This is a genomic window from Bacillales bacterium, assembly GCA_035700025.1.
In the GTDB taxonomy this organism is placed as follows: domain Bacteria; phylum Bacillota; class Bacilli; order Bacillales; family DASSOY01; genus DASSOY01.
This window is the reverse complement of sequence record DASSOY010000002.1, coordinates 1-21,244: the sequence shown is the minus strand read 5'-3', so window position 1 is coordinate 21,244 and position 21,244 is coordinate 1. Positions and strand designations below refer to the sequence as shown.

Sequence of the window (21,244 nt, the reverse complement as noted above, 5' to 3'; positions counted from 1 at the left end):
CCCGCAGTCGGCCGGCAAAGTGACGACGGTCCGTTCAGGAGTAGCGTTGCACACGTTTGAGCCGTTGTGGAGCGAGAATGGGCGGCACATACGTGAGGAGATGCGCCGTGAACTCAATCTTGAAGGACGGAAAGTAATTTTGTTCGTCGGCAGGCTCAGCAAGGTGAAAGGACCGCATTTGCTGCTTCAAGCCATCCCGGAAGTGGTGAACAAGCATCCTGATGCTGTTCTCGTTTTCGTCGGGTCGAAATGGTTTGGCGACAACGCCGTGAACAAATACGTGAAATTTTTATACACACTCGCGGCTTTGTATCCCGAACATGTCCGGTTTATTAAGTTCGTTAAGCCGTCGGACATTCACAAACTGTACACGATGTCTGATGTGTTCGTATGCACGTCCCAATGGCAAGAACCGCTTGCGAGGGTTCATTATGAAGCAATGGCAGCGGGACTTCCGATCATTACAACGAACCGGGGCGGAAACAGCGAAGTGATTGAAGAAGGGGATAACGGATATGTGATCGACGATTATACGAATCCGGACGCTTATGCCGAGAAGATCAACGTTTTGTTGGATGACGGACCATTGAGGGAACAAATGGGCCGAAAAGGACGCAAATACGCGGAAAAACACAATGGCTGGGAAAGCGTCGCACAAAATTTGTTAGTCCTTTACGAAGGCGCGTCTGCGGGAAAGGGGGGGCGGCAATGATGGAGAGGAGAAGCTTAACCGATGAACATGTGAGAGAGATTTTGAAACAGTATGGGGTCGTTCCGGATACGTTGTGGCTTGTCTCGCAGCGGCGGGAACGCATGCAGTGGATGGTCAACAGCGGAGAAGACCGTTGGATTTTAAAAAAAGAACCGCGAGCGTTCGAGAAAATGTTGTTCATTGCCGGTGCCCATCAACATTTGCACGACAACGGGCTGCCGATCGCGAAACTGGCGAGAACGAGCGAAGGCGACTTGTGCGTTGACGGTAAAGAAGCAGGCGGCAGCTTTGTGATGTATGAGCGGCATACAGGCGATCCGCTTAATTATTACGATCCGGACCATTTGCAAAAAGCGATGGCGTTCAAAGCTGCGTTTCACGAAAAATCGGCAGGTTATGAAAAGCCTGAGGGAGCGAAACGGAGGCGGCGTCTCGGCAAATGGGAAAAATTATACCGCTGGAAAATTCAACAGCTGCAAGGATTCCAAACGATTGCTCGGCATTTTGGGAACGATCCGTTTTCGCGATTGTTCATGCAGCATGCGGAGGAAATGATCAAACGCGGTAAGGCGGCGTTTGAAGCGCTTGACGCTCCTTACTTTCAGGAACAAACGGAGAAATTCGTTGAAAGCGGCATGTTTTGCGAGCAAGATTTCACCCTTGCCAGGTTGACGATGAAAGACGGGCGAGCGTTTATGAAAGAACTGCGTTCAGTCAATAGAGATATGCCGACGCGTGACATTCGGGTGATGCTCGACAAAGTGATGAAGAAATTTTCCGTTTGGGACCGCGAGCTGTGTGTTCAAATGCTGCGAGCCTACGATAAGGTACGTCCGCTGGATAAGGATGAGTTTCGTGTATTGCGGACGGATTTGCAATTTCCGCACTTGTTTGCTTCCATCGCGCAAAACTATTATTTGCGCGAGAAAAAAGCGTGGAACGATGATAAATTTTTGCTCGCTTTGCAAAATGTAATTGCCGTAGAACAATCGAAAACGGCGATTTTGAACGATTTCGAGGAGATTTATGAAAACGTGAAGACCCACGATTCCACGGCTGTCCGATGATGAAGGGGGAGATGAGAAGATGTCGGACGACAAAACGAACCCGCAGCGCGTCGAAGACCGCCGGTTCGGAAGTAAAATCGATCGTGTCCGTTCATCCCGAGCGCCTTCGAAGGACAGTGGCATTAAACAAGTAGACCTTGACAGGTACCGGTTTCATCCGCCGGGGCCGATGGGATGGACGGCAAAGGAATATGAAAAAATGATTCATCGACTACAAAAAGAAAGGGAGAAGGATAATGGGACATCGTCATGACGATTGGTTGAAAAAAATTGCTGAACAGTTAGAGGAACATGAGATCGAAAGCATCGAAGTGGAAGTGGAGACGACTTGCGGCGATGAAATCGAGTTCGAACTGGAAAGAGAGGACGGCGAATGGGTCGTTAAAGTCGAAAAAGAAAAAAAGAAAGAAAAAGAAAAAGATCAGGATCATCACTGTGAATAAACAAAACGAGCCGGGGGATTCATTCCCCCGGCTCGTTTTTGGTTACGCGCCGATAAAGTCTCTCAAGTCGTTCAGCCGTATGGGAGAATTGAAAGTTGAGTTCCACCATGGTTCGGCCGTTTTTCGCCATCCAACGGGCGAAAGAGCGTTCCTTCAGTATCCGATGGACGGGCGAAACGAAAGCGGCCGGCCGGTCATAGGCGTCGATCAGTAAGCCGTTTTGTTCGTGCAAAACGGCTTCGCCGTTTCCTCCGCGATTTGTCGTGATTACCGGAGTACCCGCGGCCATCGCTTCGTAATGGACGCGCGCAAGAGGTTCGGGCCATTGCGATGTGCATACGAACACATCGGCGGCGAGAAACAGTTCCGGCATGTTCTCCTGCGGCACGTATTCGGTGAAGATCACCCGCTCCTTTAACGGCTCGGCAAGACGGTGAAGCGAACGAATGTAATCGGTTTTCGAGTTGTCGCTGAACCATTTTCCACCGGCGACGACAAGCACCGCGTCCGGATGTTTCCGCAAAATGGCAGGCATCGCGCGAATGAGTTTGTCGACGCCTTTGTTTTTGCTTAGTCTCCCCGCAAACAATAAGACTTTGTTAGCGGTCAATCCAAATTTGGAACGGGCTTCCGCGCGAATGCGCAAACCCTCATCCGACCAAACCGGCGGGTATTGGGCAAGATCGACGCCGGAGTAAACAACGTCAATCTTCCGCTCCGCGCTTGGAAAGCGGCGAACAATCGTTTTTTTAATATAATGACTGATGGCGGCAATTCCGTCACTGGTTTCGACGGCGCGCCGGCCGTTCGGCTCGGAAATTTTTTTCTCATGAAGCATTTCGTTATGCATGCCGAGTACGATGCAACTGCCCGGAGAAGCAGCTTTATATTCGGCTGCATGCGCCGGTCGATTAAAAACATGAATCAAATCGAACGAATTCGCCGACAAATGTTCGCAAATGTCGGATGTGAAGGTGTCCCTTCGCACACGAATGTATCGAATACCCTCGCGTCTGTCTTCGTCCGCTAGGGCGGGATCGCTGACGGAGAAAATCGTCAAGTCATGGTTGTTAGTCAAATACGGGGCAACGCCGTCGATCATCGTTTGAATCGCCCCGCCGCGGATCGCCGGCGAAGGAAGACTTTCCGTACAGATGAATGCAATGTTCACGTTATGTCCCCCCATACAATTCCGCAAGGTCGTTTACTTCTTTCGCAAGTCCGACGTCCAACGATACGTTCGGCCGGTAACCGAGCAAACGCTGCGCTTTTTCAATGTCTGCACTTGTATGCATCGGTTCTCCTCGCTGCTGCTCTCGAAAGCTGAGGTTCGCTTTCTTGCCGGTGATCGTTTCCAGTTTCTTGATCACTTCCAACACGGAAGCACGCTCGGCTCCGCCGATGTTTATAATTTCCCCGCAACTTTGCTCGTCGGTTTTCATTGCAGCCGCGGTACCTTTCACACAGTCGGAGACGTATGTGAAATCGCGGGTTTGCGAACCGTCGCCAAATACGGGAATTTCTTCGTTTTGAAACAGTTTTCGAATGAACAAGTGAAACGCCATGTCCGGGCGCTGACGCGGACCGTATACGGTAAAGTAACGAAGCGTGAGCGTCGGCACGCTGAAAGCTTTGCGATACACCTCACACAAGTGTTCCCCTGTCCGTTTGCTCACCCCGTACGGCGAAAGCGGCGCTGTCACGTGATCTTCCGCAGTAACGCCCGAAGTTTCCCCGTACACCGACGATGTAGATGCGTAAATGAATTTTTTCAACCGAATCGCGCGGCACGCCTCCAACAACTGTTGCGTTGCCAAAATGTTATGGTCGACGTAAGGACGAAACTCGTTTCCCCAGCTGGAACGTACGCCGGGGATGCCTGCGAGATGGAAAACGACGTCAACCTCACGCAAAATCGAAGGCCAGTCGGCATTCAACAAATTCACTTTGACGAACGTAAAGCGCGGTTCGGTTAACAGTTTTTTCAAATTTCGTTTTTTCAATGACGGAGGGGTTTCACCGACGAAACCGTCCACGCCGACAACGACGTTGCTGTCATCCGACAGCAAATGTTCGCACAAATGCGACCCGATGAATCCGGCCGCTCCGGTTACAACGATTTTGTTCATCGTTTCCCCACCCCCGCGTAAACGAGACCGCTGTCACGAACATCCGCTGCGTTCAATCCATTGCGCGCATCGAGAACAACGGTTCCCCGCAAGCGGCGTTTTACTTCCCGCCAATCGGTTTCGCGAAATTCAGGCCAATCGGTGGCGACTACCAAGGCATCCGACCCGTCGAGCGCTTGATAACGGTTGTCGTAACGAGTACAGTCAAGTTCGGAAGAGACGGCCATCGGATCATACGTATGAATCGTGAACTGCTTCTGTAGGAGACGTTCGATCAGTGCATGTGCGGGAGAATGGCGAACATCGTCCGTGTTTGCCTTAAACGTTAATCCCCACACGGTAACTTGCTTGTTTTGAGCATCCGCGAGCCATTGTTGGAGTTTCTTTTCGTATACGTCGATTTGCGTATCGTTTACCGTTTTCACTGCATGCAGCAAAGACGGGACGACTTGTTTTCGAAGCGCGGCATACTCGAGTGCCGTCAAATCTTTCGGAAGACAGGAACCTCCGAAGCCGAGTCCGGCTTTTAAAAAATGCGGGCCAATACGCGGATCGGCTGCAAGACCTTCGGCGATGTCGTCGATATCGGCGTGATACGCTTCACAAATGCGCGCGATCTCGTTGATGAACGATAATTTCGTCGCCAAAAACGCGTTTGACGCGTACTTGATCAATTCGGCGCTTTCCGGCGTCGTGACGATGTAAGGAGCTTCTCCGTTTTTATACAGCTGGCGCACCTTTCCGACCGTCTTCGGATCGCTCGTGCCGACGACAATTTTATGCGGATGCAAGGTGTCCTCCACGGCGCTGCCTTCCCGTAAAAATTCCGGATTGGAGACGACGTCGAACCATTCGCCTTTCACCCCGGCATTAATTAAAGCAAATTTCGTGTTTTCATTCGTACCGGGAGGGACCGTGCTTTTGATGATGATAAGTTTGTAGGAAGCGATCGAACGCGCAAGCGTGCGGACGACCTCGTCGAACGCCTTTAGGTTCGGGCGACCGCCCGTTTCGGGAGGAGTGCCGACGGCAATCATGACGATGTCGTTTCCTTTAATGCATTCTTCGACGTCCGTACTGAATCGCAAATGCCCGCTCGAAACTTGCCGTTTCAGTTTTTCTTCGAGACCGGGCTCGTAAAACGGCACTTCTTGTGCTTTCAACCGTTTGATTTTGTTAAGATCTATGTCGGCACAACAAACGTCGTGCCCGAATTCGGACAAGATCACGCCGGTCGTTAATCCGACGTATCCGGCACCGATAATACAAACGTTCATTTCCACCACCTCTTCCGATATCTTATGGACGGGGCGGGGGGGTTCGCGTGGACAAACGACCATGGATGACAAAATTGAGCGCGTGTCTCGAACGCGGACATAAAAAAAAGGCCGCTACTCTTGTTCGCGGCCTGATTCGGTTCAAATCGATGCTTTTGTCGCCGATTTGAACCGATGCGAAAAACTGTTACTCTTGTTCACAGCTTCTCGATTTACAGGTGTCTTTATCTGGAACGGTCGTTGTCCGTTCCTAAACATACAATGCCGGCAATGCTGCGGCAATCTTCGATGAACGTTCTCCGTTCTGTCCGTACGGGAGAACCTCCTGTCATTTCCTCGAACGAGAATACCGCACAGCAAGTTTCCGGATCGAATCTTTCTAATTGAAATTCTGTCGGCGTTCCGGTTCCGTCCAACGAAACGGGCGTAGAGGTTCCTTTCTGCTTGATTAGAAACGTTTGCCGTTCGCCGAGCGAACAAAGGTCGCTAACTTTTTGATTGGCGAGTTGATTTAACAATTCGCAAATACAACCTTTGCATTTCGTTTTGTTGCGCTGATCGTCCGATCCGCAACAACTGTCTTGAAAAAGGCTGCTCATGAACGATGCCCTCCTTGGAATAAGATACATGTACCTGATTCGTGATTTTATCAGGTTACTTTAACGTATTATTCAATGCCTTTTACGGATTGTGTACTTGACCAAACAGCGGGAAATCAGGCGGACAACTATACTTGTGCATCCTCGCATTTTCTCGTTGAATCGACGCTGTGCATACACTATTGATGATTTTAAATCCCATCGAGGGAGAGGGGTGAATACAATCCATCTTTTATTTTTGACGAGCGATCAATCAGACCAGATGGAAAAAAGCAGCCATTATTTGGCCGAAGCGATGAAACAGTATTGTTCAGTGACGGTATGGACAGAAGACGGGCACATGAGCGACATTCTTTCGCGGATCGATGACGAACCGGATTTCATTTTGTTGAATGACTGTTTCGCCCCGCCGTTATGTCCAAACATATACGGGTTAAACAGCGTTTCGATTCCGAAATGGATGATTTTTCACGATTTGTTCATTCAGCGTCAACAACGAAAACGGTTTGTCACCGAACAACGGATTGACTATTTCTTCCCGCATTACCGCGACTCTTTTATAAAGTGGTACCCGCAATTAGCCGACCGTATGATCTGGCTGCCTCATCATGCGAACACGGCCGTATACAAAGATTATGAACAGGATAAAGACATCGACTGGTTGATGATGGGGGCCGTCGACCGAAGGCTTTATCCGCTGAGATCGGCCATGAAACAAACATTCTCCGGTATGAACGGTTTCGTGTTTCATCCGCACCCGGGACATCGGCATGAAAAAGAAATTGAACCAGGCTCGTTCATTGCCGACAATTACGCGAGACAGATCAATCGCGCGAAGATCTTTTTGACGTGCGGCACGAAATTTCGTCACCCGGTCATGAAATATTTTGAAGTGTTAGCCTGCAACACGTTGTTGTTGGCGCCGGGTTCAAAGGAACTTGCGGATCTCGGATTTGTCGACGGCGAAACGTTTGTCTCCGTAGAGCGGAACAACTTTTACGATAAGGCTGTCTATTATTTAGACCATGAAGAGGAACGAAGGCGAATCACTGCCAATGGACATAAGATGGTGATGGAAAACCATTCAACGAATCGAAGAGCACAGCAGGTAATTGATCAAATCGAAAGACGGATTGAACAAAAAAATTGATTGAAGGGGATGCGCGATGAATACCGTTTTGTTTGTCTGCCTCGGAAATATTTGCCGTTCGCCCATGGCGGAAGCGATTTTTCGTGATTTGTTGAAACAAGAAGGGCTCGAATCGGAAATCCGTGTCGACTCTGCGGGAATCAGAGACTGGCATAAGGGGAAAGCGCCGCATGAAGGGACGCAAAAAGTATTAGCGGATCACGGGATTTCATGGGAAGGAATCGTTTCAAGACCGGTAACGCCTGAAGACTTGAACGACTTCGATTGGATCGTCGCGATGGACGAGAAAAACCGTGAATCGCTGAAACCATTACCCGGCGGGGACGGAAAGAACGTCTATTTGTTGACCGAATTTATCTCGGGCAATGACTACGACGGCGTTCCTGATCCTTTTCACACCGGAAAATTCGCGGAAGCATTCGAATGGATCGAAGCCGGGTGCCGCGGCTTGCTGACGTATGTGAAAAATGAGTAACGATGAAAGGAGACCTCTCCGAGGTCTCCTTTACGGTTAATCGACATCGACGAAAGACTTGTAATCGTCGGTGTGGCCGATGATTTCGCATTCGTTCAGGATATATTCGTCGTTGACATTCCAAGTATGCGAGTCTGAGTCTTGCCGCCGGATTGAAACGTAATGGTTTTTGTCGGTCGAATAAATTTTAAATTTCTCTTGGCATTTTTCAAGAAACATCCAATCTTCCCCGTGCGTGACGAGCGGAAACTTCACTTCGGAAAAGATGTTTTTCTCAAACACTATTGTTCCGCCGCCGACGAATCCTAAATAGACATTTTGATTATACGGCTTGTATACGGCTAGCAAGCTTCTTCCTTCAAAATAAGTGGTCCAGCCGCCTTTTCCGACGACCGGAGCGTCTGTGGTGCGCAGCGCGTCAACGGCTTGATCCAAGTAACCCGGACCATAATAGTCGTCATCATCGAATTTGGCAATGTAAGAGTACTTTGCTCTTTGCACGGCAAAATTGAGACAGGCTCCTAACGGTTTTTTTTCCGATTGTTTGTAAACGGAAGCTCCTTCATAATTGCGCGCTTTCTCTCGCCATTGTCTCAAGTCCATATCGTCACGGTTCAAGACGACGATTAATTCTTTCGGCCCAAATCGTTGCCTGGCAAAGTTTTCGAAAACATTGTCGATTTGATCTTGTCTCATCGTACAAAGAATGACAGAAACCCCTTCCAAAGTTATCTACCCCTCAACATAGGTTTTGTAATCGATCCCGCGCCCGATGAGTTTGCATTCGTTTAATATTGGCTCGTCTTGGCCTTGCCAAGTATGAGAACTTTTGTCGGTTCTTCGAATACTTACATAGTTTTTCATATCGGTCGAATAAATAGGAAATCTTTTCCGCATGCATTCTTTTTGGAAGACGACATCTTCCCCGAGATTGAAGTTGCGAAATCCAAGCGAGCGGTTTTTCCGCCAAACCATCGTGCCGCCGCCGACATGCGTCTTTCCGAAATCGACGTCCTCGAGAAATTCGTGTTCATGTCCCGGTTTACGGATCGCCAAAAGATCGTACCCTTCAAAATAAGTGACGACGGACATTTTACCGACAATGGCTGCTCCGGTTCTTTCCAGCGCCTCCATCGCTTGACGCAAATAGTTAGGCGCATAATAGTCGTCGTCATCCATTTTTGCGAGTACGGCATGATTTGTTTTCCGGACGGCAAAATTTAAACAATGGCCTAAGGTTGTTTTTTCCGGAAGTTTGTACACGGAAACTTGAGGATACGCTGCCGCTCGTTGTTTCCATTCAGTAAGATCGATTTCGTCATTGTTCAGCACGACGATCAGTTCTTTCTCGTGCATCCGTTGCCGGCTGTAATTATTGAGAATGGCGTCGATTTGTCCAGGTCTCATCGTACACGTGATAACAGAAATCCCTTCCAATGGACACGCCTCCTTTAAAAGTCGACCGGGCGATCGTTTTCGTCGAAATACGTTTCTTCCCAATATCTTGCCATGCGGACTCCCCAGCGCACGTTCAATTCATCTTGTCCGATCGGATGGCCGAGCGCCTGTTTGACGGCGAGATAAGGCAAATTCACTCCTGCTGCCGTGCAGTGAACGATGGTTCCTTGGATACGCGGGTTGATTTCGAGTATTTTCGGGTGATGGTCTTTGTCTCTGCGTATTTGTATGCCGATGTTCCCATGCAATCCGAGTTGCTCCGTAATGGTTGTGGCATAAGCAATGATATCGGGTTCCTGTACGACTGTTCCTTTCACGGAAATGCCTGCAGCCGTCTCTTCCCGCAATCGCGGTACCGCAACGAGCACCTTGCCGTGGTTTGCCAAAAGATCGACACTGTATTCTTCATTCGGCAAATATTCCATCGCCAACAGTTCTGGAATCGCCGCATCATCCCGTACCACCTCAAAAAGGTGTTCGAAATCAACATAGACGGAAGTCGGTTTTTCATAAAAGAGGAGCCGGGAGTTGTCGATTTCGGGATCGATAACGTGGAAACCGCGGCTTCCGTCGGAAATGACGGGTTTAAAGCAAACCGGCCGGTTCGGATACCCTAAATCCTGAAAAGCTCGGCGCAACTGCGCGGGAGAATGGACGCGAACATGTTCAGGAACTTGAATTCCTTTCCGCTTCAGCGTTTCAAACAGTTGCCCTTTATGGATGACCGGCTTCAACCGTTTTTCATCGGAAACCGAGACCGTCGTTCCAATTTCGGAAAATCGTTGTTTGTTTTTTGCAAAGACAAGCAGTTCTGCAGTGACCATCGGCAGAACGACATCCACCTTTTCATCCGCGCATAGCTCGAGTGTTTTTTCAACAAAATCGGCATCGGCAGCTTTCGGTCCAATCGCAAATTGATCGACCATCTGCTTTGCTGCATGGTTCGGACTCATGTCGATCCCGACGAGCTTGAAGCGCCGGTCTTGCACCGAACGCAACGATTTAATGACGCCGGGGGCACCGGGCGAACCGACTCCGGTAATTAATAGAGTTAATGTTCGATTCATCGTCTAACTCCCCAAACGAGTGCTTTAAAATTTGTTTCTCAAATTCAATTTATGTCGATCCGTTGCCGGCGTTCGGGTGTTCATCATCGGCTTGACCACCTATTTCGCATGAACCATCCGCTCGCGCCGTCGCAGTCCTCCTCGTCAGCGCTTACAATAGAAGAAAGAATCGGAAATGCGTTGGAGGTGTGAAATGAAACCGATGAAATATGAAAATCAACGAGTGTTGATCATGGCTCCGCATGCGGATGACGAGATCATCGGATGCGGGGGAGTGATTCAAAAATATTTACAGAACGAAAGCGCGGTACGCGTGGTGATCGCTTCTTTTGTGTACGGAAACTACCCTAAATACGACAAGGAAAAAAAACAATACGAGACGTACGAAGGATCGGTTCGGCGAAATGAATTGGAACACTCTCATCAACTCATCGGAATCCAGGATGTCCGTATTTTGTATTCCGAAACAAAGTCGGTTCACTATCACGGCAAATTAGATGCTCTGCCGAAAATCGAGTTGGTGTCGAAGATCGAACGGGAAATCGAGCAATTTCAGCCTACCGTTATCTATCTCCCTACGAAGACGAAACATCAGGATCATACAGCTGTCCATGAAGCGGTCTTAACGGCTGCTCGACCTTATTTTTGGAACGGTTCGCTCATTGTTTACGAAACGGACGGTGAGTTTAGCTTTCAACCTAATTTTTTTGTTCCGTTGACAGAAGAGGAGACCCGGAAGAAAGCGGAAGCGTTAAAAGCTTACGGAACGCAAACCGGCTCTGTACGTCATCCTACGAACCCGGAGTTTTTAAAAGTCAAGGCGAAATTCAGAGGACAGTCGATCTACAGCGACTTCGCGGAAGCTTTTGAAATCCGCCGTTTGCATGGTTAACTGAATCAATTGCGGCATACGGCTTCAGGAAGCATAGGTCGGAATCGATAGTCTCATACGAATTTGTCCCTTGTTAAATGTCGCGATTTCCATGTTTGTCCCTTGCTAATTTGTCAAGCTGTCATAGATTGAAAGGGAGCCGCAATTACGACAAGGCATACCATTTTTCATTTACGCTTGGTTAGGAGGAAGCAAGATGTCACACAGGCTTTACCAAGAATTTCAAGGCTTGGCCGGAAAACCGGTGGAAATTACTTGTCACGGCGGTGAAGTGCATCGCGGTGTGGTAGATCATTGTGACCGCACCCATGTTTATATAAGACCGATTCTTGATGACGGACCGGGCGGACCGCCTGCGAGGGGCACCTTTTTATGGGGCGGTTTCGGCGGTTCTTTCGCCGGCGGCTTTCTCGGAGGATTGTTCGGGGTTGCGCTCGGATCGATCGCGTTCTACCGGCCGTACGGACCTTTCTTTTATTAGCGGATCGTTTGCGAAAAGGGCCGAACCTGCGGGCGGCCCTTTTGCTTACGGATTTTTGAACGGACGGATCGTCCGTTTCGATCGTTCGGTTTGTTGTTGCCGAAAAGGATCGATTCGGTTGGGTTCAAACGGGCGATCATTGTTGTGGAGCAACCGTTGTGCTGGTCGATGAGCGGGGAGAGATCGGAACGGAGGCGTTTCCGGCCAATCGGCGAGCGGATCGGATGATTCGGATCGTTGCACGTCGGCAAAGGGTTCGTTCAGCGGTTGCAAATGATCGTCGACCATTGCGCGGTATTCGGAAAACGTCAGGGAATCGAGCGGTTTCAACACTTGCCGGGAAAAATATTGAATCGTCAAATACGTAAGCCATTCAGGCACGTTCGCTTGTTCCCGCTCATGAAATACAATCGAAACCGGAGGGCGGCGCGACGGAAGCCAAACCCTTTTATGCACCCAAATTTGTACGTTGTCCGTATGTTTCCGCAAAGGTTTCAGGTAAAACTTCAACGCATCTTTACGCAGCAAAATCGGTGCCGGAAGGTTTTGCCGCAGTTCCACCTGGAAATCAAAGGGCCGCCGACCGGTTTCGTTTTTAAGCGAAAGACCGGTATGACGGATCAACTTTTTATATGTTGAGGCCGCTGATTCGCTCAGCCCTTTTACGGTAACGGTTTCACCGTGAAACGCTTGAACGAGTCGATTCGTTTCTTTTACATAGTTTAATCCCCAGTACGGAGCGATCAAGGCGAGTTTTCGGTGCTTACCGTTCATGTCTTTTGCCATCCATCCTTCATCCTCCCTGATTCTTTGTCTTCCAAATAAGAACGTATATTAAGTCGGTTAAGAAGCGGACCGACGCAGCCGCCGCAAATCAGTTAATAGATAAATGCCTCGACAGCATGTTGTTCCAAGAGCTTGGCATAAGCAAAGGATCGTTCGTGAAAATAGGCGGTTACCCTCGTTACATCGTTTCGCTTACTTCCATAGTATGTAGGGAATCAACCTATCATGTAGGGAAAGGAAGGTATGTTAATGGGTTACTCACATTCCAATCATCACAATCCATCCATGGCTGTCAACAGCCTTAATGAAGAATGTATTCGCGTACCGAAAGTTTACGATTGGGTAACTGATACATTGACGGTCAGTAAAAATATTCGCTTCAACGATGAACAAATGAGACGCATCGAAGAAGCCATGGCGGATCCGAGCCGCCGCCCATTGCGCATCGTAACCGAAACCCCGTATATTCCTCCGTTGTTTTCCCTGTGCAGAAAGCATCATGACAACAATGAGGTGCTTTGCGAACAGGTCGGAGAAAAAAGGGACGTAACGGTACCATTAAGCGGTCAATATGTCGACGCCCAATTGGTCGATCTTCTGTTTACCGCGGACGTACGCACACTTGTTGTTGATCGGCACGGATGCGAAGTGGCGGACATCAGCGCGAATGTATCCATCTTTGATTCTTTCGTGCTTTGCTATCCGGACGGCACCGAATTAATGTGCAACATTACCCGCATCGTGACTCGTGTTCCTTCGGGCACGGTATTGTTAAACGCTCCGTGCCCGTCATCTTTCACGTTGGAAGTGACGTTTTGCGTCGATATCCAAGTGGAAGCCGAAGTGAAGCTGGAAGTGCTCGCGAAATTCTGTTCCCCGCGCGAAAACAATTTAACGGCACCAGAAACGATCGAACAGTGTCCGACTGTTGAATTTCCGAAGCAATGCCCGGACATTTTTCCTCGACCGAATTGCGATTGTTCCGCGCAAGGCCAAGCAAGCGGGAATACTGGCACGGAAGCGACAGAACGCGGTGAGGCCGGCATTGACGTGGACATTTGTCCGAATTGCAGCTTGAACAACAGTTCACTTGCATTCACGTTCCACGATACCGACACAGAAGACGGCCAAAACAACTTCGATTTTCAGGCGACAAGCTTTGATCAAGATACGTTGAAATGTTCGAAGGATCGTCACGGAACGAAGTTGACGATCAGCGGAACCGGTGAAACGAACCGCGGAAAATCGCTCGATTTCAACTTGGCATTGGTTGACAACGGGAGGCAGTCGAAATTTCAAATTGAATTGATCAACGACCGAAACGGCGAAACCGTCTTTGATTCGGGACCGGTTCAAGTCACGGAAGGATCGCTCGAAGTCGACGATTGCCGTACGTTTGAAGAAATCAAATATAAGCGTCGTCCTTAAACATGCATCAGAGTGAGAAACGATTCTCACTCTTTTTTTTTGCCATCAATCAATGAATCGGACGTCAGAAAATAAGGTCGAACAAGTTGAGTTACCTGGGCATCCTACATAAGATACGAATGGAAGCCCAAGATAAGCTCTCGATCGAAAAGGAGGAATGAACGATGCGAAGGAACACCGAGAAATTGAGTTACTCGCGTCTCGTTTCGCGAACGGATTTTTATAAGCAAAAAGCATTGGAACTCGAACAATCCGCGGTTTTTGCCGAAGAAAGAATTCGCGAGCTTGAACAAGCATTGGAACAATTGCACAAGGAGAAGGAAGAGAGACGGCAAAGCGACGAAAAGTGGAACGAGCTTCAGGAGGAATTCGCACAACTGAAACGAGCGTACGAAGTGAAAAAGCAAGCGTCGGAAAAAGCGGATCAGTTGACCCGTCAGCTCGAGGAAAAAGAAGAACAGATCAAGCAATTGAAAAAAAGGATCGACCAGCTGGAGGAAAGACAGGAAAGCGAAGACCATGAACAACGGATCGCGCAGTTCGAAAATTTGCTGGCGGATGCCCAGAAGGAATTGAATGAAAAAGAAAACCTTCTCCATCAATACAAAACGCGAGCGGAGCATTTAGAAAAACGTTTGTTCAAATCGTCGAGAACCGCCAACGTGCCGCCGCAAAATCGAAAGCAGCCTTCGAGCATGGCGAAAAAGGTGATCGGCTATTTTGATTACGGAATTGTTGTAAAAGATGAAAAAGAGGCGATGATTCGCGGCCATTTTCATCTGGCCAACACCGGGGAAGCGTCCTTAGGCACGCCGCTCGTATGTTTTCGTTTTTATCCGGCGGACATGGCAGGGTTGAAAGGAAAGGTGTTGTCGATCGAGCAAGCGGACAGACAATCGGCAGCGACCGCTGCTTCTTCGCCTTGGGTTTTTTGGGAGGATGAATGGACGAAAGAGGCGAAGGAAAGAGGCGAAATTTGGATACGCCCATACGCTGATCTTTCGTTGAAACCCGGGGAAACGATCGCTCTCAACGACTTTCAAATCCCGATAAAAAATCATTTCGATGAGAAGATCGTCATTGAGGCTTTCATTTATTTCCCGGAGGAAAATTTTAAGGAGCAGGCGGTGAATCAAATTTTAATTACGATGTAAGCGGCAGGTGCGAATAATATCGATCAAAACATCCATTCTACTAGGTATACTTAAACTTACACAGAAACGGAAGGATCGATATGAAAGCACATTTTACCAGGATCTTTATCGTCTTGACGACGATCACCGTCTTTACGGGCGCGTGCGGTCAACAAAACGGCAATGACGGCAAAAGCCAAGCGCGGCTTCAACAAATGCAGGAAAATCGACATGCCGAACAGCCCGTGGATCAATCGAAATCCGAACGAGTACGCAAGCAAATCATGGATCGGGATGCGGTTACCGAGGTTCATGCGGTCAATTCGAAAACACAGCTGATGGTGGCAATTCAGCTGAAAACGATGCAGCAGTTCAATGCTCAGCAAATTGTCGAACAGGTCAAGAAATCGATCGCCCACCGATATCCAAACATGAAAGTGGAAGTTTCTTCCGACAAGAAAGTTTACATGGAAGTGTCCGAGTTGGAGGCGAACCTGCAAACCCATGAAGTAAGCCAAAAGCAATTCGACAAGAAGCTGAAACGGATTGCCCGATTTATGAAAGAGCAAAAAATGTAAAAGCTGCCTATACGTTCGAATCCGCTTCTGCATAGGATGGCAATGAACCATATTTTGTAGGAGGGATTCTCTTGGCGCAACATAACAGGCGTAAACCGAGAGTGATTCATGTCGATAAACTAATCATAAAAGCCGATGAAGTCATTGTTCAAGACGAGGATCGGAGACGGGCCGGCGAACGCGGGGAAGAGCACAACCGCGGACGGGAAGACCAAGTGGAACGCGATCCTTGGGGGTTTCCGCTTCGTCCGTTCGGAATGCCGCAGGATAACCGTAACGAAGAAGAGGAACACGAACAGAAAGCCGATGACGATGAGAACGAGAAAGAGAAAGACGACGGTGACGACCGCGAGGAAGAGAATCGCCAAGATCGTCGCGGTTGGTGGTTTTAGGGCAGCCGAAAGGTTGCTCTTTTTTGCGGTTTCATCGTCGTTTCACCGCCGCGAAATAAGGGTAATAATCTGTATGGAGGTGAATGGAATGGGGTATGTGTTGCCGTATATGCCCATTGAAACCATTCAATATCAAAATCGCATTCCATTTGATCGGTGGCCGTCCGTTTCCGCTGTTACAAAAATTTATGCGGACAAAAATCTTTCCATGAAATCGGAACAGAAAAATCAAGTTTTCGCAGCAATGAGCGGAAAAGGGAATGCAATAGACTTGCGGATATGAAAAAAAGACGAGCCGGTTGCTCGGTACCGGCTCACGGGGATAAGAGCTTTTTCATCGCCAGATGGGGAATGCCCGCGTCGAGAAACACCTCATCGGATGTCTTCACGTATCCAAGCCGTTCGTAAAACGATGCGGCTTGGGTTTGGGCATTCAACTTTAGCCCGTCCAAGCGTTCGGCCGACGCATACGTTTCGATTGCTTTCATTACCGCTTCGCCGAACCCTTTTTTTCGGTGCGAAGCGAGCACGCAAATCCGTTCGACTTTTCCGCAGCGATCGACTTGCCGAAATCGGCCGGCCCCAACTGGTACGCCGTCTTCGTATGCGACGAAATGAACAGCGCTGTCCTCGAATTCGTCCAATTCCAACTCCTCCGGGACGCGCTGTTCTTCGATGAAGACTTTACGGCGAACCTCGACGGCATCGCTGTATTCTTTTTCGTTCGTCACTTGTTTCACGAGCACGAATCAATCTTCCCTTCCTAAATGGAAAGTTTCGTAAACCGTCCAAGATTCATTTTCAAGCTGGTATAACAATTGGAAACGATCAATCGTCTCTTCGTGGTTCATGTTGCGCAATTTCAAACTTCCGTACACGTCGGCATGTTCGTCATCCGACAGCCCTTGCGCGATCGTAATATGGGGAACGAAGTTGTAAGGCTCTTCCCGTTTCAACTTGCCTTCGTTCAATTTATCGTGCAGTTCAGTAAGGCTGCTCGTCGGTTTCACGCCAAAATAAATGACGTTGTTCACGGGATGAAAGGAGCCGACTTTATACACATGCAACGAAAACGGTTGAATCGTTTTCGCAATTTCATTGATTTCGCCAACGATTTCGGCAATTTCGGCTTCGTTATCGATTTCAAACGCGCTTTTGATCGTGATGTGCGGCGGAATAAGGGCATAATGCGGGTCATACCGCTTTCTTAATGCGTTCGCCATGTCTTGAAGTTTCTTTGATGGAAAGATCGCAATCCCGTATTTCATAACGCTGTCCTCCCGTATATTGGAATAAAACTATAGCAAGGAATGAATGACCGTAACCTTACTTGTTGAACAAAGCACGAACCATCGAACTTACACCCATTATAGCAAAAATTTCAACCGTTCACACAAATGGATTTTCGCCTTGAAACGGGATCACGGAATGTCGGGAAATGTTATAATGAAACAGCGGAACCTTTTTACGTGTCGGTTAGCGGCAGGAAGGAGTTTTTTTGCAATGAACCAAAGGGTTAACAGCAGAGAAGTTGAAAAAGCGGCCAGATCGCTTTTGCAAGAACGTGGAGTAAACGTCGAAGACATCGCAGAGATCGTTCATATGATGCAGTCGCCTTACGCTCCGGATTTGACAATGGATGATTGCATCGAAAGCGTCAATGCCGTACTCGGCAAAAGGGAAATCCAGCATGCCTTGTTAGTCGGCATAGAATTGGATAAATTGGCGGAACAAGGAAAACTTTCAGAGCCGCTGCAATCGATCGTCGAAACTGACGAAGGCTTATTCGGGTGCGATGAGACGCTTGCGATCGGCGCGGTTTTCGGATACGGCAGCATCGCCGTTACGACGTACGGCCATCTTGACAAACAAAAAGTAGGCATCATCGAGAAACTCGACACGAAAAAAGGCGATAAAGTGCACACGTTTTTGGACGATCTCGTTGGCAGCATTGCTTCGAATGCCTCGAGCCGTCTTGCTCACCGTTTGCGCGACCGGGAAGAGCGTCTCCATTTGGATGAAATTAAGAAACGCGATGAAGAAGAACGAATCGGATAATCGAACGAAATTAATGTATTGACAAGGTGTCCCGGGTCGGATATAGTAGTAAATGTCTTTGAAAATTACCCGGGACCCAATAGCTCAGCTGGGAGAGCGCTACCTTGACAGGGTAGAGGTCGCAGGTTCGAGCCCTGCTTGGGTCATCATCACAAACCCAGTGATCACGCGGTTTCTCGGAAGTTCCGAGGAGCCGCGTTTTTTCGTTTTGAGTCATTTGCTAACATTTTAATGTTTTTCCTCTTTGCTTTTTCGAGGCCGCGGCCCACGTAATGTCAGTGGCCCAACACACGTGGTCAGTTGGATAAGAACCTTACGATCATCAGAACGTTCATAACTTCCTGGGCCAAGCTGATCTCTGGCTTAAGCCAGTAAGACCGGATTTAATACAGATTCCAACAAGGCACTCACTCCTGAATCCTTAGCGTTTCCTAAAGAATGGATGCAGAATCTCGGGATTCGGCTCTTCTTTTTTCTGGGTTGAAAGAGAAAACATACTTGCCCGTTTGCTTATCACGAGTTGAATTCGATTAACATAAAGAAAAACCCACTCACTTGCAAACCTTTTTGCTAACGAAATGTCGATGAGGCAACGGCGCAAGCGGTATCGATATTTGAATAAAAACCGGCGCAATGGTTAATGAATGAAAGGGAGCGAACAGACAATGGTTCGGCTCCCTTTTTCTGTTCGGAAACCATATGCGAAGGGGATCATTTCAGTGAACAAGAACGTGTTGCGAAAAGGGTTGAGGATGGCGGGAAAGCCGCTCATGGACCGGATGCTAAAGCCGACACATACACGCGTGTGCCGATTCGCCGCGTACTATGAGAACATTAACGTGGATGAAAATGCGGTGTTATATGAATCTCGGGACGGAAACAGCGTCACGGGCAATCCTTATGCGATTTTTCGATATTTGTTGCATCAACCCGGCTATGATCATTTGATGCATTATTGGTCGGTGAACGATCCCGATCGGCTGCCCGAGGCGATCGCGGAATACGGCCGCCACCCGAATGTGAAATTTGTGAAAAGACATACCAAGCGTTATTTGAAATGCCTCGCGGGTTGCCGCTATTTGATCAACAATTCAACCTTTCCTTCTTATTTTATTCCGAAAAAGGAACAAATCTACATGAACACGTGGCACGGGACGCCCTTAAAGCAAATGGGCTTTGACATCCCCGGGAATCCGGCCCTTTCTCAAAATGTCGTCCGCAATTTTTTGAGTGCCGATTATTTGTTAAGCCCAAACCGGCATACGACGAAAATGTATACGGACAGTTATAAGCTGAATGGGTTGTACGAAGGAGAGATTATCGAAGAAGGGTATCCGCGGATCGATCTAACACTCAATGCGGACCGCGGCCAAGTGCTTCATTCCTTAATGATGAACGGAGTGACTCTCGAAAAGCGGAAACCGACGATTTTGTATGCTCCGACTTGGAAGAGGGATGACCGCTTTGGAGTGAAAGCCGACCTGCGCCGGTTAATGGCAGATGTGAACCATTTGCAGAAGGAAATCGGCGATGCTTACAACTTGTTGTTGAAAGTGCATCCGTTTATGTACAAAGAAGCGGTTACACGCGAAGCGTTTGCCGATAAGCTCGTCCCCGACTGCGTCGACGCAAACGAATTGCTCGCGGCCGTCGATGTTCTGATTACCGACTATTCAAGCATCTTTTTCGATTTTCTCACCACTGGAAGGCCGGTATTGTTTTATGTGCCGGACATTGAAGAATATTTGGAAGAACGCGGCCATACGATCGATTATGCCCAATGGCCGGGCCCGCTCCTTTTTCATTCGGAACAACTCGTGAAAGCGGTAAGGAATTTGACTGACGTCAAAGACGAATACGAAGATCGATATGCTGCAATGAGAAACGAGTATTGCCGAAATGAGGACGGAAACGTGTGCGCACGTATCGTTGATTACGTGTTTACTGGAAATCATCGTCCACTCCATACGGTCTCGTGCCGTAAGAAACGAAAAGAAAAAATTTTAATTTACGCTGGGGGAATGAGGGACAACGGCATCACCTCGTCGTTTATCAATTTAATGGACAACATTGACCATAACCGATACGACGTCAGCTGTTTCACTGCTACTCCGCATCAAGAAGAAGTCATAAAGAATATTCATCGCGTGAATCGGAACGCCCGTTGGTTGTTCAAGCCGGGTTTGCCTCTTTATCGGCTTGGCGAACAGTATCAAGACAAGTGGATCCATTTCCGCGGCGTTGACGGGCGGCTGGAAAAGAAACTCTACCCGCACAAAGCTTACGAAAGAGAACATCAGCGGTTGTTCGGCAACTCGCAGTTTGATTATGTTATTGATTTCAGCGGATACAGTTTGTATTGGGCAAAGCATCTCGTCGCTGCGAAAACGGGGGGAAAACTCTGTTTCATGCACAATGATTTGTTAAGCGACAGCGAACGGACGGTGAACGGCAAGAAACCGCATAAGATCAATTTGCACGGACTGTTTTCGATTTACGACCGGTTTGACAAACTCATCAGCGTATCAAAAGGGACGATGGAACTGAATCGGGACAAGCTGTCACGCTACGCGGACAAAGCTAAGTTCACCTATGTGATGAATTCGATCAATCCGGAGACGATTTTAAATCTTGCCAATGATGAGGACAAACCTGCGGACATTCCGGATCAAAAATTTGCCGGATGGACGACGGAGCCGTTCAGAGCTCGGGGCGAACTCGTCAGTGGAGCTTTCGGAGGCGTTCGTTGCTCGTTGCTTGATCATCCGAACGCCGCGGCGGTGGAGACGCATGACCGGCTGCGTGGGGAGGAACTTGAAATTACGCGCGCCGCGCACCATGACGGCAAGCGTTATTACAAAGTCCATCGAAACGGACGGCACGCCGGCTGGTTGGAAGCGGATGCGGTTACCCTGTTGCCGAATCGGGTTATCAGTGAACGCAAGGTGGACAAAATCGCGAAAGTGAGAAAAGGATGGCCGATTTATACGCTTCCCATAGGCGTTAAAGGAGCGGAATTCATCGCGGACAGCGATGAATTCCATAACCGAATCGTTGTCATCAGCAAGGAAGCGGATACTTTTGAAGGCGAATTCGCAAGATTTGCCGTCGACGGCAAA

24 protein-coding genes and 1 tRNA gene are annotated in these 21,244 nt (G+C 48.6%); 15 read left to right on the top strand and 10 right to left on the bottom strand.

Going from position 1 to position 21,244, the window contains the following annotated elements; translation table 11 throughout:
- From VFK44_00155 to VFK44_00140, 4 genes are all read left to right on the top strand, one after another.
- On the top strand, nucleotides 1–712 hold a 712-nt coding region (locus tag VFK44_00155; GenBank protein ID HET7626782.1), incomplete at its 5' end, for a glycosyltransferase family 4 protein.
- The gene (locus VFK44_00150) at nucleotides 709–1,779 is read left to right on the top strand and encodes a CotS family spore coat protein (protein HET7626781.1); all 1,071 of its coding nucleotides are present in this window, start codon (nucleotides 709–711) and stop codon (nucleotides 1,777–1,779) included. The genes VFK44_00155 and VFK44_00150, both read left to right, overlap by 4 nt.
- Before the next feature lie 19 nt (nucleotides 1,780–1,798).
- Nucleotides 1,799–2,032 (top strand): hypothetical protein, encoded by a 234-nt coding sequence (locus tag VFK44_00145; GenBank protein HET7626780.1) that lies wholly within the window; start codon nucleotides 1,799–1,801, stop codon nucleotides 2,030–2,032.
- Nucleotides 2,016–2,222 (top strand): hypothetical protein, encoded by a 207-nt coding sequence (locus tag VFK44_00140; GenBank protein ID HET7626779.1) that lies wholly within the window; start codon nucleotides 2,016–2,018, stop codon nucleotides 2,220–2,222. Before VFK44_00145 ends, VFK44_00140 begins: the two co-directional genes overlap by 17 nt.
- A 19-nt stretch (nucleotides 2,223–2,241) precedes the next feature.
- Here the strand turns inward: VFK44_00140 and VFK44_00135 are convergent, their stop codons facing one another.
- The 4 genes from VFK44_00135 to VFK44_00120 all read right to left on the bottom strand — a co-directional run bounded on the left by VFK44_00135 (nucleotide 2,242) and on the right by VFK44_00120 (nucleotide 6,227).
- Nucleotides 2,242–3,393 (bottom strand): glycosyltransferase family 4 protein, encoded by a 1,152-nt coding sequence (locus VFK44_00135; protein ID HET7626778.1) that lies wholly within the window; start codon nucleotides 3,391–3,393, stop codon nucleotides 2,242–2,244.
- Nucleotide 3,394: 1 nt separating this feature from the next.
- Nucleotides 3,395–4,351 (bottom strand): NAD-dependent epimerase/dehydratase family protein, encoded by a 957-nt coding sequence (locus VFK44_00130; GenBank protein HET7626777.1) that lies wholly within the window; start codon nucleotides 4,349–4,351, stop codon nucleotides 3,395–3,397.
- The gene (locus VFK44_00125; protein HET7626776.1) at nucleotides 4,348–5,628 is read right to left on the bottom strand and encodes a UDP-glucose/GDP-mannose dehydrogenase family protein; all 1,281 of its coding nucleotides are present in this window, start codon (nucleotides 5,626–5,628) and stop codon (nucleotides 4,348–4,350) included. The genes VFK44_00130 and VFK44_00125 overlap by 4 nt, the downstream gene beginning before the upstream one ends.
- A 224-nt stretch (nucleotides 5,629–5,852) precedes the next feature.
- The gene (locus VFK44_00120; GenBank protein HET7626775.1) at nucleotides 5,853–6,227 is read right to left on the bottom strand and encodes a hypothetical protein; all 375 of its coding nucleotides are present in this window, start codon (nucleotides 6,225–6,227) and stop codon (nucleotides 5,853–5,855) included.
- A gap of 214 nt (nucleotides 6,228–6,441) precedes the next feature.
- On the opposite strand from VFK44_00120, the gene VFK44_00115 reads away from it, so the two are divergent.
- Together VFK44_00115 and VFK44_00110 are read left to right on the top strand one after the other, a co-directional pair.
- The gene (locus VFK44_00115) at nucleotides 6,442–7,377 is read left to right on the top strand and encodes a glycosyltransferase (GenBank protein HET7626774.1); all 936 of its coding nucleotides are present in this window, start codon (nucleotides 6,442–6,444) and stop codon (nucleotides 7,375–7,377) included.
- 16 nt (nucleotides 7,378–7,393) lie between these two features.
- On the top strand, nucleotides 7,394–7,852 hold the full coding sequence (locus VFK44_00110) for a low molecular weight protein-tyrosine-phosphatase (protein HET7626773.1): 459 nt from the start codon (nucleotides 7,394–7,396) through the stop codon (nucleotides 7,850–7,852).
- Between the two features lie 36 nt (nucleotides 7,853–7,888).
- Here VFK44_00110 and VFK44_00105 read toward each other — a convergent pair whose 3' ends face one another.
- The 3 genes from VFK44_00105 to VFK44_00095 are packed head-to-tail and all read right to left on the bottom strand — an operon-like array spanning nucleotide 7,889 to nucleotide 10,377.
- Nucleotides 7,889–8,578, bottom strand: a complete 690-nt coding sequence (locus tag VFK44_00105; protein ID HET7626772.1) for a glycosyltransferase family A protein — start codon at nucleotides 8,576–8,578, stop codon at nucleotides 7,889–7,891.
- A gap of 6 nt (nucleotides 8,579–8,584) precedes the next feature.
- Nucleotides 8,585–9,289, bottom strand: coding sequence for a glycosyltransferase (locus VFK44_00100; GenBank protein HET7626771.1), 705 nt, complete (start codon nucleotides 9,287–9,289; stop codon nucleotides 8,585–8,587).
- Nucleotides 9,290–9,303: 14 nt separating this feature from the next.
- Nucleotides 9,304–10,377, bottom strand: a complete 1,074-nt coding sequence (locus VFK44_00095; GenBank protein ID HET7626770.1) for an ATP-grasp domain-containing protein — start codon at nucleotides 10,375–10,377, stop codon at nucleotides 9,304–9,306.
- Nucleotides 10,378–10,570: 193 nt separating this feature from the next.
- Between VFK44_00095 and VFK44_00090 the strand changes: the two genes are divergently transcribed.
- Nucleotides 10,571–11,269: a PIG-L deacetylase family protein gene (locus tag VFK44_00090; protein ID HET7626769.1), complete on the top strand. Its 699-nt coding sequence runs from the start codon at nucleotides 10,571–10,573 to the stop codon at nucleotides 11,267–11,269.
- Between the two features lie 196 nt (nucleotides 11,270–11,465).
- Nucleotides 11,466–11,750: a hypothetical protein gene (locus VFK44_00085; GenBank protein ID HET7626768.1), complete on the top strand. Its 285-nt coding sequence runs from the start codon at nucleotides 11,466–11,468 to the stop codon at nucleotides 11,748–11,750.
- A 45-nt stretch (nucleotides 11,751–11,795) separates the two neighbouring features.
- Here the strand turns inward: VFK44_00085 and VFK44_00080 are convergent, their stop codons facing one another.
- Nucleotides 11,796–12,536 (bottom strand): hypothetical protein, encoded by a 741-nt coding sequence (locus VFK44_00080; GenBank protein ID HET7626767.1) that lies wholly within the window; start codon nucleotides 12,534–12,536, stop codon nucleotides 11,796–11,798.
- 249 nt (nucleotides 12,537–12,785) lie between these two features.
- Here VFK44_00080 and VFK44_00075 point away from each other — a divergent pair, with 249 nt between their 5' ends.
- The 4 genes from VFK44_00075 (at nucleotide 12,786) to VFK44_00060 (ending at nucleotide 16,067) form a co-directional block, all read left to right on the top strand.
- The gene (locus VFK44_00075) at nucleotides 12,786–13,964 is read left to right on the top strand and encodes a hypothetical protein (GenBank protein HET7626766.1); all 1,179 of its coding nucleotides are present in this window, start codon (nucleotides 12,786–12,788) and stop codon (nucleotides 13,962–13,964) included.
- A 164-nt stretch (nucleotides 13,965–14,128) separates the two neighbouring features.
- Nucleotides 14,129–15,118: a hypothetical protein gene (locus VFK44_00070; protein HET7626765.1), complete on the top strand. Its 990-nt coding sequence runs from the start codon at nucleotides 14,129–14,131 to the stop codon at nucleotides 15,116–15,118.
- Between the two features lie 80 nt (nucleotides 15,119–15,198).
- Nucleotides 15,199–15,675, top strand: a complete 477-nt coding sequence (locus VFK44_00065) for a YhcN/YlaJ family sporulation lipoprotein (GenBank protein ID HET7626764.1) — start codon at nucleotides 15,199–15,201, stop codon at nucleotides 15,673–15,675.
- A gap of 71 nt (nucleotides 15,676–15,746) precedes the next feature.
- Nucleotides 15,747–16,067: a hypothetical protein gene (locus VFK44_00060; protein ID HET7626763.1), complete on the top strand. Its 321-nt coding sequence runs from the start codon at nucleotides 15,747–15,749 to the stop codon at nucleotides 16,065–16,067.
- 314 nt (nucleotides 16,068–16,381) lie between these two features.
- On the opposite strand, the gene VFK44_00055 is transcribed toward VFK44_00060, so the two are convergent.
- Together VFK44_00055 and VFK44_00050 are read right to left on the bottom strand one after the other, a co-directional pair.
- Nucleotides 16,382–16,813 (bottom strand): GNAT family N-acetyltransferase, encoded by a 432-nt coding sequence (locus VFK44_00055; protein HET7626762.1) that lies wholly within the window; start codon nucleotides 16,811–16,813, stop codon nucleotides 16,382–16,384.
- Between the two features lie 3 nt (nucleotides 16,814–16,816).
- Entirely contained in the window at nucleotides 16,817–17,335 is a 519-nt protein-coding gene (locus VFK44_00050; GenBank protein ID HET7626761.1) for a YjcG family protein, read from the bottom strand.
- Nucleotides 17,336–17,570: 235 nt separating this feature from the next.
- Here VFK44_00050 and VFK44_00045 point away from each other — a divergent pair, with 235 nt between their 5' ends.
- The 3 genes from VFK44_00045 to VFK44_00035 form a co-directional block, all read left to right on the top strand.
- Nucleotides 17,571–18,125: a phosphatidylglycerophosphatase A gene (locus tag VFK44_00045; GenBank protein HET7626760.1), complete on the top strand. Its 555-nt coding sequence runs from the start codon at nucleotides 17,571–17,573 to the stop codon at nucleotides 18,123–18,125.
- Nucleotides 18,126–18,198: 73 nt separating this feature from the next.
- Nucleotides 18,199–18,271, top strand: a tRNA-Val gene (locus VFK44_00040).
- Between the two features lie 573 nt (nucleotides 18,272–18,844).
- On the top strand, nucleotides 18,845–21,244 hold a 2,400-nt coding region (locus VFK44_00035; GenBank protein ID HET7626759.1), incomplete at its 3' end, for a CDP-glycerol glycerophosphotransferase family protein.